13 protein-coding genes are annotated in these 15633 nt (G+C 64.6%); 9 read left to right on the forward strand and 4 right to left on the reverse strand.

Going from position 1 to position 15633, the window contains the following annotated elements:
• Positions 1-8: 8 nt before the first annotated feature.
• Genes dsrP through SUTH_RS12440 form a run of 4 tightly spaced genes read left to right on the forward strand, consistent with a single transcriptional unit; the run spans position 9 to position 2914 of the window.
• On the forward strand, positions 9-1232 hold the full coding sequence (dsrP, locus tag SUTH_RS12425; protein ID WP_052473601.1) for a sulfate reduction electron transfer complex DsrMKJOP subunit DsrP: 1224 nt from the start codon (positions 9-11) through the stop codon (positions 1230-1232).
• A gap of 10 nt (positions 1233-1242) precedes the next feature.
• Complete coding sequence (locus SUTH_RS18560) at positions 1243-2064, forward strand: hypothetical protein (RefSeq protein ID WP_148312929.1); 822 nt, start codon at positions 1243-1245, stop codon at positions 2062-2064.
• A complete protein-coding gene (locus SUTH_RS12435) occupies positions 2064-2492 on the forward strand; it encodes a hypothetical protein (protein ID WP_041099643.1) in 429 nt (142 codons plus the stop codon). Before SUTH_RS18560 ends, SUTH_RS12435 begins: the two co-directional genes overlap by 1 nt.
• A 17-nt stretch (positions 2493-2509) precedes the next feature.
• On the forward strand, positions 2510-2914 hold the full coding sequence (locus SUTH_RS12440; RefSeq protein WP_041099645.1) for a bacteriohemerythrin: 405 nt from the start codon (positions 2510-2512) through the stop codon (positions 2912-2914).
• A gap of 15 nt (positions 2915-2929) precedes the next feature.
• Here the strand turns inward: SUTH_RS12440 and SUTH_RS12445 are convergent, their stop codons facing one another.
• From SUTH_RS12445 to SUTH_RS12455, 3 genes are all read right to left on the reverse strand, one after another.
• Complete coding sequence (locus SUTH_RS12445) at positions 2930-3772, reverse strand: HDOD domain-containing protein (protein WP_041099647.1); 843 nt, start codon at positions 3770-3772, stop codon at positions 2930-2932.
• The gene (locus SUTH_RS12450) at positions 3769-4089 is read right to left on the reverse strand and encodes a hypothetical protein (protein ID WP_148312930.1); all 321 of its coding nucleotides are present in this window, start codon (positions 4087-4089) and stop codon (positions 3769-3771) included. The genes SUTH_RS12445 and SUTH_RS12450 overlap by 4 nt, the downstream gene beginning before the upstream one ends.
• Positions 4090-4164: 75 nt before the next feature.
• The gene (locus SUTH_RS12455) at positions 4165-4926 is read right to left on the reverse strand and encodes a hypothetical protein (protein ID WP_171817362.1); all 762 of its coding nucleotides are present in this window, start codon (positions 4924-4926) and stop codon (positions 4165-4167) included.
• Positions 4927-5009: 83 nt separating this feature from the next.
• Between SUTH_RS12455 and SUTH_RS12460 the strand changes: the two genes are divergently transcribed.
• Positions 5010-6281 carry a bifunctional O-acetylhomoserine aminocarboxypropyltransferase/cysteine synthase gene (locus tag SUTH_RS12460; protein WP_041099653.1) on the forward strand — a complete coding sequence of 424 codons (1272 nt, stop codon included), beginning with the start codon at positions 5010-5012 and terminating at the stop codon, positions 6279-6281.
• On the opposite strand, the gene SUTH_RS12465 is transcribed toward SUTH_RS12460, so the two are convergent.
• On the reverse strand, positions 6278-7921 hold the full coding sequence (locus tag SUTH_RS12465) for an alpha-D-glucose phosphate-specific phosphoglucomutase (RefSeq protein WP_041099655.1): 1644 nt from the start codon (positions 7919-7921) through the stop codon (positions 6278-6280). The genes SUTH_RS12460 and SUTH_RS12465 overlap by 4 nt on opposite strands.
• Before the next feature lie 177 nt (positions 7922-8098).
• Here SUTH_RS12465 and SUTH_RS12470 point away from each other — a divergent pair, with 177 nt between their 5' ends.
• The 4 genes from SUTH_RS12470 to SUTH_RS12485 are packed head-to-tail and all read left to right on the forward strand — an operon-like array spanning position 8099 to position 15466.
• On the forward strand, positions 8099-11149 hold the full coding sequence (locus SUTH_RS12470; protein WP_084207386.1) for a chemotaxis protein CheB: 3051 nt from the start codon (positions 8099-8101) through the stop codon (positions 11147-11149).
• An 11-nt stretch (positions 11150-11160) separates the two neighbouring features.
• The gene (locus SUTH_RS18565; protein ID WP_171817363.1) at positions 11161-12768 is read left to right on the forward strand and encodes a sensor histidine kinase; all 1608 of its coding nucleotides are present in this window, start codon (positions 11161-11163) and stop codon (positions 12766-12768) included.
• Positions 12765-14912 carry a PAS domain S-box protein gene (locus SUTH_RS18570; protein WP_052473605.1) on the forward strand — a complete coding sequence of 716 codons (2148 nt, stop codon included), beginning with the start codon at positions 12765-12767 and terminating at the stop codon, positions 14910-14912. Before SUTH_RS18565 ends, SUTH_RS18570 begins: the two co-directional genes overlap by 4 nt.
• Complete coding sequence (locus tag SUTH_RS12485; protein WP_052473606.1) at positions 14885-15466, forward strand: ANTAR domain-containing response regulator; 582 nt, start codon at positions 14885-14887, stop codon at positions 15464-15466. Before SUTH_RS18570 ends, SUTH_RS12485 begins: the two co-directional genes overlap by 28 nt.
• Positions 15467-15633 lie beyond the last annotated feature (167 nt).

The following is a 15633-nucleotide window of genomic DNA, read 5'->3' on the forward strand; positions in this document are numbered from 1 at the left end:
AGCGAGCCGTGCAACAACTGATCAGTTTCGCTACCGATTATTCGCGTTACGTCCTCAAGGGCGGCACGAAGTTCTACACCTGGATGGGCTCCCTCGGGGTGCTCATGCTCGGCATGCTGTACGTGTTCTACCTGCAGAACACCGAGGGCCTGATCGTCACCGGCATGACCAGCCAGATCCACGACGGCCTGTATTTCGCCAACCTGGTCTTCCTCGTCGGCGTGGCGGCCGGGGCGGTGACCATCGTCTTCCCGGCCTACGCCTATCACCACGAGGGCATGCACAAGGTGGCCGTGCTGGGCGAGATGCTGGCAATCACCGCCGTGATCATGGTGATGATGTTCGTCTTCGCCCACATGGGCCGGCCCGATCGCCTGTGGCACATGATTCCGCCCTGGGGCATCTACAGCTTCTCGTCGATGCTGGGCTGGGACGTGATGGTGCTCAACGGCTACCTGATCCTCAACTTCGTCTGCGGTTTTTACTACCTGTGGTGCAAGTACACCGGCAACCCGATCAACAACAAGTGGTTCCTGCCGCTGGTGTATGTCGCGATCGTCTGGGCACTATCGATCCACACCGTCACGGCCTTCCTGATCTCGACCATGCCGTCGCGTCCGATGTGGTTCCACAGCATGATGCCGATCCGCTTCATCACCACCGCCTTCGCGGCGGGCCCGGCGCTGATCATCCTGATCTTCCTGATCATCCGCAAGAACACGAAGTTCTGGGTCGATGACAGCGCGATCAAGCTGCTCACCACCATCGTCACCTGGTGTCTGGGCATCGCCATCTTCCTGACCCTGTCGGAAGTCGTGGTCGAACTCTACGCCCGTACCGAGCACGCCAACGGCCTCTACTACCTGATGTTCGGCCTGCACGGCTTGACCCGGCTGGTGCCCTGGTTCTGGAGCGCCGTGGCTCTGATGGTCGGTGCCTTCATCCTGTTCCTGATGCCGTCCTTCCGCAACGACTTCAAGAAGCTGGTGATCCCCTGCGTGATGGCCTTCACCGGCATCTGGATCGAGAAGGGCATGGGCCTGATCGTCCCCGGCTTCATCCCGTCCCCGATCGGCGAGGTGACCGAGTACTACCCGAGCTTCGTCGAGGTGCTGCTGTCCCTCGGCATCTGGGCCTTCGGCTTCTTCATCCTGACCATCCTGCTCAAGGGTGCCATCGGCATCCTGTTGGGCGAGATCAAGTACGGCGGCCAGGCTGCCGCCGCCAAGTGAGATGACGATCATGAATAAACTTGCATTCCACACGATGATCCTCGCCTTCTGCTGCGGCATGATGGCTCCCGCCCTGGCGCAGGAACAAAAGGCAGCAGCAGCGGCGCCGGCCCCGGCGCCGGCGGCAGAAACGGTCTGTTTCGAAAGCCGCAAGGGCGCGTCGGAAGTCACCAAGCGCGACCTCCAGCCCGGCTGGCCCAACGTCAAGTGTTCGCCGAAAACCGGCGCGGTGCTCTGGTGGGGCGACCCTTTCGACGGCACGGTGCCGATGGGCAAGATGCCCCTGCTCGACAAGATCCCCGAGGGACACGCGGTCATCAAGCCGCGCACGGAGAAGCTGGCCCTGATGCCGATGTGCGGCGTCTCCTGCCATAACGGCATCGGCCCCAAGTTTTCCCCGCCGACGCTGCCCAAGGGCAGGAAACCAGCACCGGTCCCGACCATGGAAGCGATGGTTCCCGATCTCAAGGACCTGCAGCACGGCCGCGGCCGCATCTGGTGCCTCGACTGCCACCACACGACCAAGCGCAACATGCTGGTCGACCACTTCGGCGATCCGGTGAGCTTCGACCAGCCGCAGCTGCTGTGCGGCAAGTGCCACGGCGACAAGCTGCGCGACTGGCGCGACGGCATTCACGGCAAGCGCATCGGCGAATGGGCCAGCACGGGCAAGAAGCGCTGGTTCACCTGTACCGAGTGCCACAACCCGCACAACGTCCAGGACGGCGCCAGAAACCGGGGCTTCGTCCAGATCGCGCCGGAAGCGCCGCCGCAACTGCCCAGGGGCATGAAGGACGCCAAGTACGAGCGCGTGCACGGCATTGCCCACTGATGCCGGATTCATCTGAAAAACCGGGGCCGGTCCGGGGCGATCCCACCTGGGTCGCCCCGGCCCTGACGCGCGAAGAAAAGACGCGGAACGTCGGCAAGACGCCCGTCTTCTTCGGGCCGCCGCTTGCGGTCCTCACCGACGGCCACAAGAACACCATGGAGATCAGCGGCAAACTCAACCGCACCGCCGAGCGCTACCTGGAACTGCTCAGGCATCATGGGCTGGAACTCGCCGAGCCGGAACGCAAGTGCCTTGCCCATATCTGCCATATCGGCTTCATGTCGCCGCTGGAGATCAGCGAACTGCCTTTTGAAGTCAGCATCACCGCGTTCGATTGCGAAGGGCTGGACAAGCCGGCATTGGCGGCAAAACTCGAAGCGGCCAGCTTCGCCGACCTCGTTGCCGTCGTCGAGTCGCTCGGATTCTGACAAACAGGAAATCAATCGTGCCGAATCGCGTGCAATGGAATCCAGGCTACGGCGTGGGCAATGAAATCCTCGACAGCCAGCACCGCAACATCCTGGCGCAATGCAATGCCCTGGCCGACCACGCCGTCGACACCAGCCCCGAGAGCGACCTGAAATTCCAGGAAGTCTTCGCCGAACTGACGGCCCTGGCGCGCGCGCATTTCGCCAGCGAAGAGGACCTGCTCGCCCGCGGCGCGTGCCCCGCGCTCGACGAGCACCTGAACGAGCGCGACGAGTTCGACTATCTGGCCGCCGACATCGCCACCACGGAGAACTTCGACAAGCTCGAACTCCAGCGCTTCCTGGCCCTCTGGTGGGTCGGACACATCATGGATTCCGGCAAGCGGTATCGCGCCTGCGTCGCCGGCTCGCCGGCCGGCTGACGCCGGCCCGGAAGGCTACAGCCCGAGCGTGATCCTGGCGCCGGCGAAGCGCGCCTCGATGCGCGGAAAATGCTCGGCGAACTGGCGCCAGTCGATGCCCATGCGGGCGCAGGACAAGTCGGACAGATTGGGGACCCGCGCATCCGCGCCGCCGCCCAGGTCGAGGGCGTGGGCAAGCACTTCGGCGACATGGACGGCATCGGCCATTTCGTTTTCCGGCCCCTCTTCGCCGGAAACATGGTGGCCGGCAATGGCATCCGCCACGACTTCCGGCAGCTTCCAGAGCCGGGCCAGTTCGCCGCCGACATGGGCATGGTCGACTCCGAGATGTTCGCGCTCGGCATCGACGATGTCGATGTCGCGCTGCGCCTTCAGCTGCAACGTGTCGGCATAGGCTTCGGGATCGAAGGCGAACAGCAGGAGCTGGCCCACGTCGTGCAGCAGGCCGGCGGTATAGGCCACATCGACATCGAGCCCGGCATGGGCCGCGACTTCCTGCGCGCATACCGCCACGCCCACGCTGTGCAGCCACAGGCGATGCGCGTCGAAGGGCCGCGGCAGGCGGAAGCGATCGATCACCGCGGTGGCAAGGGTAATGTCGCGGACGCGGCCGACGCCAAGCAGCATGATGGCCTGGCGCACCGAGTCGACCCGGCCGCTGGCGCCGATCGCGCCGGCATTGGCGGCCGCCAGCAGCCGTACCGCCACCGCCGGATCGCTGACGATGTGGTGACCGAGGGCTTCCGCATTGGCATCCTCGTCACCGAGCATTTCCAGAATCCGCACCACGATGTCGGGCAGGGCCGGCAAGGCATCGGCCCGCGCCAGCACCTGCTCAAGCGTGAACGGGCGGGTCATGATACTTGCTGCCGCCGATAGTCGGCGATCGCCGCGGCGAGTTCCTGGCGCGCGTCGCCGGTCCTGCCCCGAAACAGGCGGGCAACCCCCTCCATGGCCGCCGTCAGGTCATCCTCGATCTGCGCCGCGCTGCGCGTTTCTTCCTGCACCACATGGACGAATTCGATGCCGCGCTGGATCAGGTTCCGCAATTGATCGGCATCGATCTCGGTGCCGGCGGACAGCAGCAAGGCGCCGTCGGGGCGGCGCACGGCTTGTGCCAGCCGCATGCCCGGCTTGAGACCCAGGGTCGCAACGCAAACCGTACGTTCAGTCAAGATCAACTCCTTCGATGGAAGCCGTTGGGCGGGAGTGTACCCGAGCCTGCCCGCCGCGCGGGCTCGGGGCAAAGACTAGGGCAGTTCCTCCACCTTCAGCAGGAGTCGGCGCTGGCGGGACGCCGATTGCGCGCCGATGCTGGCGATTCCGGCCGAATTGCCGCTTTGCTCGCCGGCCGAGCCGCCCAGCTCCAGCCATTCGCCCAAGCGGCCGCTGACCGTGGTCAGCAAGCGCTGCACATTCACCGAACCCGGCAGTGGTCCGGGCGTATCGTCGCGCGGGCTGATTTCCAGCGTCACGCGATCGCCGGAAAGGCGCGGCACGGCGACAAAACCGGTGCCCAGATCGCGCTGCACGAAGCTCTCCGACACCACCACGCCCGCCGGCGTCAGCACCACCTGTCGCAGCGGCAGCAGCATCGATTCGCCGACCAGGATCGCGGCACGTCCGCCGTCGATGGTCTGCACCTGCTGCGTGGTGTCGCGCCGGCTGCGGCTGTCGGACTGATGGAGGTGTCCGCGGCCGCTGATCGCCGTACCGCCAGCGCCGACTTCCACTCGACCGCTTATCCCCGCACCGCGATCCGTGCCGACGTCGGCGCCCTCCTGCCGCACGCTGATCATCAACCGCCGCACGGGGATGTCGAGCGAGGCGACGAGTGCCTTGATGTCGGCCTGATTGCGGCTCGACGCACGCAGGAACAGCTTGTCGTTCATGCCGCTGAGCGCCCCGCCCGGTTCGATGAAGGGCATCAGTTGCGGCAGCAACTGCTCCGCGCTTCGGTGGCGCAGGTCGATGATCTCCAGCGCCTGGGCCCAGGCCACGGAACTGATCATGAGAAAAGCAATAAAGAACCGCTGCATGTGCATGTCCCGTGACCCTATACTTGCTCTCTTCACCGTCCAGAGAAAGCCCGCAAATGAAAATCGAAACCATCGCCGTGCATGGCGGCTACAGCCCCGATCCCACCACCAAGGCCGTCGCGGTGCCGATCTACCAGACCACATCCTACGCCTTCGACGACACCCAGCACGGCGCCGACCTGTTCGACCTCAAGGTCGCCGGCAACATCTACACCCGCATCATGAACCCGACCACCGACGTGCTGGAAAAGCGCATGGCGGAACTCGAAGGCGGCATTGGCGCGCTGGGCGTGGCCTCGGGCATGGCGGCGATCACCTACGCGATCCAGACCATCGCCGAGGCCGGCGACAACATCGTCTCGGTCGGCACGCTCTACGGCGGCACCTACAACCTGTTCGCCCACACCCTGCCGCAATACGGCATCGAGGTGCGCTTCGCCGACTACCGCAATCCCGAATCCTTCCGCCCGCTGATCGACGGCCGCACCAAGGCGCTGTTCTGCGAATCGATCGGCAATCCCCTCGGCAACGTCGTCGATCTGGCAGCGCTGGCGAAGATCGCCCACGACGCCGGCGTGCCGCTGATCGTGGACAACACCGTGCCCTCGCCCTACCTCTGCCGCCCCTTCGAGCACGGCGCCGACATCGTGGTGCATGCGCTGACCAAATACCTCGGCGGCCACGGCAACAGCATCGGCGGCGTGATCGTCGATTCCGGCAAATTCCCCTGGGCCGAACACAAGGAACGCTTCAAGCGCCTCAACACGCCGGACGTGTCCTACCACGGCGTGGTCTACACCGAAGCCCTCGGCCCCGCGGCCTTCATCGGACGCGCCCGCGTGGTGCCGCTGCGCAACACCGGCGCGGCGATCTCGCCCTTCAATTCCTTCCTGATCCTGCAAGGCATCGAAACCCTGGCGTTGCGCATGGACCGCATCTGCGACAACACATTGGCCGTGGCGAACTACCTCAAGGGCCATGCCAAGGTGAAGTGGGTCAATTACGCCGGCCTGCCCGACCATGCCGACCATGCGCTGATCAGGAAATACATGGGCGGCCGGGCCTCGGGCATCCTGTCCTTCGGCGTGGCCGGCGGCATGGCCGGCGGCGGACGCTTCCAGGACGCGCTGAAGCTGGTGACACGGCTGGTCAACATCGGCGATGCGAAGAGCCTCGCCTGCCATCCGGCGAGTACCACGCACCGCCAGTTGTCGGCCGAGGAAATGAAGAAGGCCGGCGTCTCGGAAGACATGGTGCGCCTGTCGATCGGCATCGAGCACATCGACGACATCAAGGCCGACCTGGAGCAGGCGCTGGCGGCGGTCTAGGTAATGACGGTGGGGCGCTCGCGCCCCGTGCGCTGTTTCAGTTCCGACAATTGATCGGCGATGGCGATCAGCGGCGCCAGCGCCTGCTGTGCGTCGACGCGCTGCCGCGCCGGATCGGGCTCGAAGGCTTCGAGGTAGATGCGCAGCGTGGCGCCTTCGGTGCCGGTGCCGGACAGGCGGAAGACGATGCGCGAGCCGTCCTCGAAACCGATGCGCAGCCCCTGCCCGGTGCTGAGGCTGCCGTCGATCGGATCGGTATAGCTGAAGTCGTCGCAGAACTTCACGCGGTAGTCACCGAAGCGCTGCCCCGGCAGATCGGCAAAGCGGCCCCGCACCTGTGCCATGACGCCGGCGGCGACGTCGGACGGCAGCGCCTCGTAATCGTGCCGCGAATAGACGTTGCGGCCGTAGCCGGCCCAGTGGCGATGCACGATCTCCGCCACCGACAGGCGGCTATTGGCGAGGATGTTGAGCCAGAACAGCACGGCCCACAAGCCGTCCTTTTCGCGCACGTGGCTGGAGCCGGTGCCGAAGCTTTCCTCGCCGCAGAGCGTGACCTTGCCGGCATCCATCAGGTTGCCGAAAAACTTCCAGCCGGTCGGTGTTTCGTAACAGGGCACGCCGAGTTTTTCGGCGACGCGGTCGGCCGCCGCGCTGGTCGGCATCGAGCGCGCGATGCCGGCGATGCCATCCGCGTAGCCGGGCGCCAGCGCGGCATTGGCGGCGATGATGGCGAGGCTGTCGGAGGGCGTGACGAAGAAATGCCGGCCGAGGATCATGTTGCGGTCGCCGTCGCCGTCCGAGGCGGCGCCGAAATCCGGCGCCGGGTTGGCGTCATCGCCGCCATACATGATCGCCACCAGCTGGTCGGCGTAGGTCAGGTTGGGGTCGGGGTGGCCGCCGCCGAAATCCTCCAGCGGCACGCCGTTGATCACCGTGCCGGCCGGCGCGCCGAGCCGGGCTTCGATGATCTCCCTGGCATAGGGCCCGGTCACCGCGTGCATGGCATCGAAGCAGAGACGAAAGCCGCTGCCGATCAGCGTGCGGATGGCGGCGAAGTCGAACAGCGATTCCATGAGTTCGGCGTAATCGGCCACCGGGTCGATGATCTCCACGACCATGTCGCCCAGCCCGTGGCGACCGGGTCGATCGAGGTCGAGGTCCGGTGCATCGGCGATGCGGTAGCGGGTCAGCTCGCGGCTGCGGGCAAAGATCGCGTCGGTGATTTTCTCCGGCGCCGGTCCGCCGTTGCCGGTGTTGTACTTGATGCCGAAATCGCCCTCGGGGCCGCCGGGGTTGTGGCTGGCCGATAGGATCAGGCCGCCGAAGCAGCCGTACTTGCGGATCACGCGGGAGGCCGCCGGCGTCGACAGGATGCCGCCCCGACCCACCAGCACCTTCGCGATCCCGGCGGCGGCGGCCATGCGCAGGATGACCTGGATCGCCTCGCGGTTATGGTAGCGGCCGTCGCCGCCCAGCACCAGCGTGCTTCCCGGTGGCGCGTCGATGGTGTCGAACACCGCCTGGACGAAGTTTTCCAGATAGCCGGGGGTCCTGAAAACAGTGACCTTCTTGCGCAGCCCCGAAGTGCCGGGCTTCTGGTCGCTGAACGGGGTCGTGATGACGGTTGCGATGTTCATGGGACTCTTCCTTGCCGAACCTTGCCAATGCCGGATGGCACCCTGCCGTGGCACTGAAAACATGCCTTGAAACGCGCAGCCTACCAGTTGGCCCGTCATGGCGCCGAACCCCACGGCCGCGCCGGCCGTAGTAGCATCGCACGCAGTAAGTTTCCATGCCAACCAAGAGGACATTTCGTGGCCAGAAAAGTCTCCAGCAAGTCCGGCGCGGCCGTTTCGCTGGCCTCCGCCGAAGCGCCGGCAAAACCGGCGCCCGATGCCGCGGCGACCGCACCATCGACAGTGTCCGGCTTTCCGATCATCGGCATCGGCGCCTCCGCCGGCGGACTGGAAGCTTTCGAGGCGTTCTTTCACGCCTGCCCGATGGACAGCGGCATGGCCTTCGTTCTGGTGCCGCATCTCGACCCCGGCCATCAAAGCCTGCTGACTGAAATCCTGCAACGCAGCACCGCCATGCCGGTCGTCGAAGCGATGGACCAGGTTGCCGTCGAACCCAACCGTGTCTATGTCATTCCGCCCAATCGCGAAATGTCCATCCTCAACGGCGTGTTGCTGCTCTCCGTGCCCGAGCAGGCGCGTGGACAACGCATGCCGATCGACGGCTTCCTGCGCTCGCTGGCCGAGGACCAGGCGGAAAGGGCCATCGGCATCATCCTCTCCGGCACCGCCACCGACGGCACGCTGGGCCTGCGCGCCATCCTGGGCGCCGGGGGCGTCTGCATGGTGCAGGACCCGGCCACGGCGAAATATGACGGCATGCCGCAAAGCGCCATCTCCTCCGGATACGCCACCCATGTGCTGCCCGTGGAACAGATGCCGGCGATGCTGCTGGAACTCAACAAGACCTCGGTCTTCAGGCAGAAGCTGCCGGCCATCGTCCCCGACAAGGCGCTGAGCGGTCTGCATCAGGTGTTGTTGCAGGTGCGCAGCCGGACCGGCCATGACTTCTCGCTCTACAAGAAGAGCACCATCAGCCGCCGCATCGAGCGGCGCATGGCGCAGCACAGCATCGAGGACATGGTGGTCTATGCGCGCTACCTCAAGGCGAATCCGGCCGAAGCGCGGGTGCTGTTCAAGGAACTGCTGATCAACGTCACCAATTTTTTTCGCGACCCGGAGGCCTTCGTCGCGCTGAAGGACGCCGTCCTGCCCACCTTGCTGGCGGGCAAGCCGGCCGACTACTCCTTTCGTGTCTGGGTCGCCGGCTGCGCCACCGGCGAGGAAGCCTACTCGATCGCGATGGTGCTCCAGGAACTGATGGATGAGTTGCGCCAAAGGCGCATCCAGGAACCGCGCATCCAGATCTACGCCACCGACCTCGACGAGGATGCGATCATCGTCGCGCGCAGCGGAAGCTATCCGCCCAATATCGTCCAGGACGTAACGCCGGAGCGCCTGCGTCGCTTCTTCACCAAGGACGAAGCCGGCTACAAGATCAAGAAGGAAATCCGCGAAATGGTGGTGTTTGCGGTGCAGAACGTCATCAAGGATCCGCCATTCACCAAGCTCGACCTGCTGAGTTGCCGCAACCTGATGATCTATCTTGAGCCGGAGCTGCAGAACCGCCTGATACCCACGTTCCACTATGCCCTCAAGCCCGATGGCGTGCTGTTCCTGTCCAGTTCGGAGAGCATCAACAGCCACCCCGAGCTGTTTCTGGCGCTTGACCGCAAATGGAAGCTCTACCGCGCCCGGCACGCAACCGCCACCGCCCGTCTGCCGGCGACCGGAGCCCTCCCGCGCGCGGTCGAGGCAAGCGGCAAGCCGGTCGAGGTGGCGTTCGACAAACCCAAGGCCGCCAACATCGCCGACCTGAGCAATCGCGCGCTGCTGCAGGCCTATGCACCGCCCTCGGTAACCACCGATGCCCGCGGCAACATCCTCTACGTCAATGGCGACACCGGCAGGTACCTGCGTCCGGCGCCGGGCCTGGTCAGCACCAATATCGTCGATATGGCGCGCGAGGGCCTGCAACTGGAGTTGCGCACCGCGCTCCTTCATGCCTCCGCCGAAAGCGCGCCGATGCTGAACCGCGAAGTCGCCGTGAAGACCAACGGCGGGTTTTCCCAGGTCAATATCAGCATCCGCCGGTTGCCGTCCGGAGCCGGCGAGAATCTGCTGCTGGTAAGTTTCCAGGACATTGCCGAGCATGACACACCCCCCGGCATGCCCACGCGCGCCGCCGGTCGCGGCAAACGCCCCGCCGCCTCCGCCGAAAGGGCTCGCGTCGAGGAACTGGAACGCGATCTGGCCTATGTCAGGGAAACCCTCCAGGCCACCATCGAGGAGGCGCAAGCCTCGAACGAGGAGCTCAAGTCCACCAACGAGGAACTGCAATCGACCAACGAGGAGTTGCAGTCCTCCAACGAGGAACTGGAGACATCCAAGGAAGAACTGCAATCGCTCAATGAAGAAGTGCTCACCGTGAACGCCGAGCTGAATGCCAAGATCGAGCAACTCGGCGGCATCCAGAACGACATGAAAAACCTGCTCGACAACATCAACGCCGGCACCCTGTTCCTCGATCACCAGTTGCACATCCGGCGTTACACGCGCGAGGCGGTGAAGGCCTACCGCCTGGTCGCCACCGACGTCGGCCGGCCCCTCGGCGACATCAAGTCGAACCTCGACGGCGAAGACCTGCAAGCCGAATTGCAGACCGTGCTCGACACCCTGATCCCCAGCGAGCGCGAAGTGCGCACCCACGACGGCGCGTGGTATCTGGCGCGCATCCAGCCCTACCGGACCCTCGACAACGTGATCGAAGGCGTGGTGCTGACCTTCACCGAAGTATCCGACTTCAAGCTGGCCAGCGAAAAGGCGAGGCAGAGCGAAGCCCGCCTCGCCGCGATGCAGCTCGCAACCGAACAACTGGCGCGGCAACTGTCCGACGGCATCGTCGATACGGTCAGCGAACCTCTCGTCGTGCTCGACGGCGAGTTGCAGGTGATCTCGGCCAACCGTGCGTTTTATCGCTACTTCCAGGTCACCGCAGCGGAAACGGTGGGACGCAAGTTCTACAACCTGAGCAATGGCGCGTGGGATGTCCCCGCCTTGCGCCAGCTGCTCGACAATAGCCTGCGCCGCGACCAGGCGATCGACGGCTATGAACTCGAACACGACTTTCCCGGTATCGGGCACCGCCGCCTGGTGCTCAACGCCCGTCGCATCGTCACCGCGGCCGGCACTACCGAGCTGATCCTGCTGGCCCTGGTGACGATCGGCTAATGGCGCGCCAGATGAACCCGCCGGACGAGAACAGCAATCGCGATCCGCAACTGCGGGCCGTGGCCGAAAGGCAGCTCGCGGATAATCCGCAGGAAATGCCTCCCGCGAGTTCGGCCGAAGAAATGCTGCACGAACTTCAGGTGCAGCAGATCGAGCTGGAAATGCAGAACGAAACCTTGCGCCGGTCGCAGATCGAGCTGGCAGCCTCGCGTGACCGCTATGCGGAGCTGTATGACTGCCTTCCGATCGGCTATCTCACGCTCGATTCCCACGGCATGATCGCGGAGATAAACCTTACGTGCGCCGCGATGCTCGGACTGGAACGCAAGCGACTGCTGCGGCGCCGCCTTGCCTCCTTCGTCATCCCCTCGGACCACGATATCTGGACACAGCACTTCCTGAACATAAAAAAACGCAACGAGGGCGACAGCGTCGAACTGTCCCTGAGACGCAGCAATGGCCTGGTCTTCCAGGCGCGGCTCGACTGCGTGCCGGAGTTCGCCGGGCAGCACGCGGGTTCAGCGGGAGTCGGCGCTGGCGACACGGCGATTCGCGTTGCCATGTCCGACATCAGCGAAAAAGCGCCCGAGAAACAAAGCAACCAGAACTTTCGCGCCATCTTCGAACGCTCGCCCATCGGGATCGGCATTGCCGGGACGGACCGGCGCTACCGCATGGTCAACCCGGCCATGTGCCGCATGCTCGGCTACAGCGAGACCGAACTGCTCGGCATGAAATTCACGGACGTCACCCATCCCGACGATGTCCGGCTGAACGTCTGGAACGTCGAGGGACTGGATGCGGGCGAAGCCAGCCATTTCGCGATGGAAAAGCGCTATATCAGGAAGGACGGCGAAATCGTCTGGGTTTCCCTGAACGTGGTGGCGGTAAAAGGAGACAACGGGCGCGAATCCTATACGGTGGGACTGGCGGAAGACATCACCGCGCGCAAGCAGGCCGAAGAACAGCGCCTGACGGACGCCCGCGAGCAACGCGACACCCTGGTGCGCGAAGTGCACCATCGCATCAAGAACAACCTGCAGAGCGTTGCCGGCCTGCTGCAGCGCGAACTGGGGCAGTTCCTCGAACTCGACCCGCGGCTGGAAGCCGCCATCAGCCAGGTCAACGCCATTGCCGTGGTACATGGCCTGCAGAGCGTGAGCCCCGACGAAGCCATCAACCTGTGCGAAAGCATCAAAAGCATCTGCGCCTCGGTTGCGAACCTGTCGCAACGCCCGGTGCTGTTTCGCCTTGAAAACGAGCAGGCTGCCCCCTGCCCGGTTCGCGTCGCAACCAACGAGGCGGTTTCCATGGCGCTGGTGATCAATGAACTGGTCCTCAATGCCGTCAAGCATTCACCACCCGACGGCGCCGCCCCCATCGTATCCCTCGGCGTCAGCGGCAAAGGTGCGCAACTGCGCATCCGCAATGCCCCGGCGAAGACGCCCGCATTCAACATTGACACCGGCAAGGGCCTTGGCACCGGCTTGCGCCTGGTGCGCTCGCTGCTGCCGGGCGCCGGGGCGCAACTGACCTATCACCTCGACGACGAAAACCTGCTGCTGACGCGCCTGAACCTGACCGCGCCCCTGCTGATGACTCCGGATTCCCCGCCATGACCGCCTGGACCCGGCTGAATTCCTTTCTTGAGTGGCGCTCGCTGAAAACGCGGGTGACCCTGCTCACCCTGGCGGTATTCCTGGTCGGCATCTGGACCATGTCCCTCTACGCCAGCCGCATGCTGCGCAAGGAAACGGAACACCTGCTGGCCAGCCAGCAGATCTCGACGGTTGCCTTGCTGGCGACCCAGATCAATCAGGACCTGGTCGATCGAATACGCGGACTGGAAACAGTCACACGCAACATCTCCCCCGGCCTGCTGGGCCATCCCGAAGCCCTGCAAGCCTTCCTCGTGCAGCTTCCGGTACTGCACAACCTGTTCAACGGCGGCATCGTCGCCATTGCGGCCGATGGCACGGCAATCGCGGAGGCCCCGTTCAATGCGGGCCGCATCGGCGTCAACTACATGGACATTGCCGAGGTAGCCGCCGCCCTCAAGCAAGGGAAAGCCGGCATTGGCAAACCCGTCATGGGCAAAAAGCTGAGGGCGCCGGTGTTCGGCATCGCCGTGCCGATTCGCGATGCCCACGGCAAGGTGATCGGCGCCCTGAGCGGGGTGATCAATCTGGGCAAACCGAATTTCCTCGACAGGATTGCGCAAAGTCCCTACGGCAAGACCGGCGGCTTCATGCTGGTCGCCAAGCAGCAAAGGCAGGTGGTCACCGCCACCGACAAGCGGCTGATCATGGCGGCACTTCCCGCCGTCGGCAGCAACCCCCTGATCGACAGCTTCGTCCAGGGCTACGAGGGCTCGGGGGTGATCGTCAATCCGCTTGGAACGGAAGTGCTGGGCTCTGCCAAGGGCATTCCGCTGACAGACTGGTACATCGCCGTGGCGCTGCCCACCGAAGAAGCCTTTGCCCCGCTCAAGATCCTGCAACAGCGGATTCTGCTGGCCACGCTGATGCTGACCCTGCTGGTCGGCGTGCTGACCTGGTGGCTGCTGAAGCGCCAGCTTTCGCCCTTGTTCGATACGGCAAAGACGCTGGCCACACTGGCAAAAACCGGCGAACACCCACGCTCCCTGCCAGTCGCAAGGCAGGACGAGATCGGCGAACTCATCGGCGGCTTCAATCGCCTGCTGGAAACCCTGGCGCAACGGGAGGCGATTCTGCGCGAAAGCGAGGCGCGCTACCGCACGTTCTTCGAGCTCTCGCCGGATGCCATTCTGGTACACCGCGACAGTACCGTCATTTTCGCCAACGCGCGCGCAGCAAAGCTGTTCCACGCCGAGTCGCCGACGGCGCTGATCGGACAGGACTGGCACCCATTGTTCGAGCCGGAGTACTGGGAAGCCATCGAGCAGCGCATCGCAATGCTGGTAGACAACAAGGTCTCGCATCTGGCGCCGCTTGAGCGGCGTTTTCCGACGCTCGGCGGCGACGCGCTCACCATGGAAGCGACTGGAAGCCGCATCATCTTCAACGGCCGGCCGGCCGTCCTCTCGGTATTCCGCGACATCACCGAGCGCAAGCAGGCCGAAGAGCAGCGTCTCGCCGACGCCCGCCGGCAACGCGACACCCTGGTGCGCGAGGTACACCACCGCATCAAGAACAACCTGCAAAGCGTCGCCGGCCTGCTGCAGCGCGAACTGGGCCGCTTCCTCGAACTCGACCCGCGGCTGGAAACCGCCATCAGCCAGGTCAACGCGATTGCCGTGGTGCATGGCCTGCAAAGCGCCAGCAGCGACGAAGCCATCGGCTTGTGCGACAGCGTCTGCAGCATCTGCGCCTCGGTCGCCGAGTTGTCGCAACGTCCGGTGCGGTTTCATGCGGAGGAGGAGCCGGCCGACCGGCCGGTGCGCATCGAGACCGGCGAAGCGGTTTCCCTGGCGCTGGTGCTCAATGAATTGATCCTCAATGCCGTCAAGCATTCGCCGCCCGACGGCGCCGCGCCCACCGTATCGTTCAGCGCCGACGACAGCAGCGCGCAACTGGTGATACGCAATGCGCTCGCCGCGGCGCCGGAATTCGACATAGGCACCGGCACCGGCCTCGGTACCGGCCTGCATCTGGTACGCTCGCTGCTGCCGGATCAGGGGGCGCAACTGACCTATGAACTGGATACGGAGAATTTAATGTTGACACGTTTGAAACTGACCACCCCGGTCATCGCATGCCCGCCGCGGAAGCGGCCCCGCTGACCATGGCCAGGATCCTGATTGCCGATGACGAACGGGTGGTGTTGTTCACGCTGGCCGAAGGCCTGCGCGAAGCCGGTTTCGACGTCATCGAGGCGCACGACGGCTTGCAGGCGCTGGAGCTGTGCCGAAGCGAAGCGCCCGATCTGGCCCTGCTCGACATCCGCATGCCCGGCCTCGACGGACTGGAACTGGCGCGCCGCCTGCGTGACGAGACAAGCGTCCCCTTCCTGTTCTTTTCCGCCTATGGCGACGAGGCCATGGTGCGCCGCGCGGTGGAGATCGGCGCGCTGGGCTATCTGATCAAGCCGCTGCTGGTGTCATCCATCGTACCGACGGTACGCACCGCGCTGGCCCGATCCAAGGACATCAGCGGCCTGCAGGGTGCCCTGGAGAGCAATCGCACCATTGCCACCGCGGTCGGCATGCTGATGCGCAGCGAAGGCATCGACCGGCAGGCCGCCTTCGAACGCCTGCGCCAGCGGGCGCGCACCCAGCGCCGCAAACTGGAGGAACTGGCACGCACGATCATCGACCAGAAACAGACACCGGCATAAAACCATAATTTGATTGCGGGATTCCTCTCCCGCGACCGCCCATCCACAAATTGATGCACGGTATCAAACAATTGATCTTGCAAGTATTTGTCGACGTGCTAGGATGGTTTTCTGTCGAAAGACATAATACAAGCCGCCCCACGCCGGGCAGCTTGCAGCCGGGGCCC

Source organism: Sulfuritalea hydrogenivorans sk43H (genome assembly GCF_000828635.1).
Taxonomy (GTDB): Bacteria; Pseudomonadota; Gammaproteobacteria; order Burkholderiales; family Rhodocyclaceae; genus Sulfuritalea; species Sulfuritalea hydrogenivorans.

Excerpts from the sequence above, each read along its gene's own strand:
- SUTH_RS12455 (WP_171817362.1), bottom strand. The coding sequence starts at position 4,926 with ATGATCAGTTCCGTGGCCTGGGCCCAGGCGCTGGAGATCATCGACCTG.
- SUTH_RS18565 (WP_171817363.1), top strand. The coding sequence starts at position 11,161 with ATGAACCCGCCGGACGAGAACAGCAATCGCGATCCGCAACTGCGGGCC.
- SUTH_RS12435 (WP_041099643.1), top strand. The coding sequence starts at position 2,064 with ATGCCGGATTCATCTGAAAAACCGGGGCCGGTCCGGGGCGATCCCACC.
- SUTH_RS12445 (WP_041099647.1), bottom strand. The coding sequence starts at position 3,772 with ATGACCCGCCCGTTCACGCTTGAGCAGGTGCTGGCGCGGGCCGATGCC.
- SUTH_RS12460 (WP_041099653.1), top strand. The coding sequence starts at position 5,010 with ATGAAAATCGAAACCATCGCCGTGCATGGCGGCTACAGCCCCGATCCC.
- SUTH_RS12485 (WP_052473606.1), top strand. The coding sequence starts at position 14,885 with ATGCCCGCCGCGGAAGCGGCCCCGCTGACCATGGCCAGGATCCTGATT.
- SUTH_RS18570 (WP_052473605.1), top strand. The coding sequence starts at position 12,765 with ATGACCGCCTGGACCCGGCTGAATTCCTTTCTTGAGTGGCGCTCGCTG.
- SUTH_RS18560 (WP_148312929.1), top strand. The coding sequence starts at position 1,243 with ATGAATAAACTTGCATTCCACACGATGATCCTCGCCTTCTGCTGCGGC.
- SUTH_RS12465 (WP_041099655.1), bottom strand. The coding sequence starts at position 7,921 with ATGAACATCGCAACCGTCATCACGACCCCGTTCAGCGACCAGAAGCCC.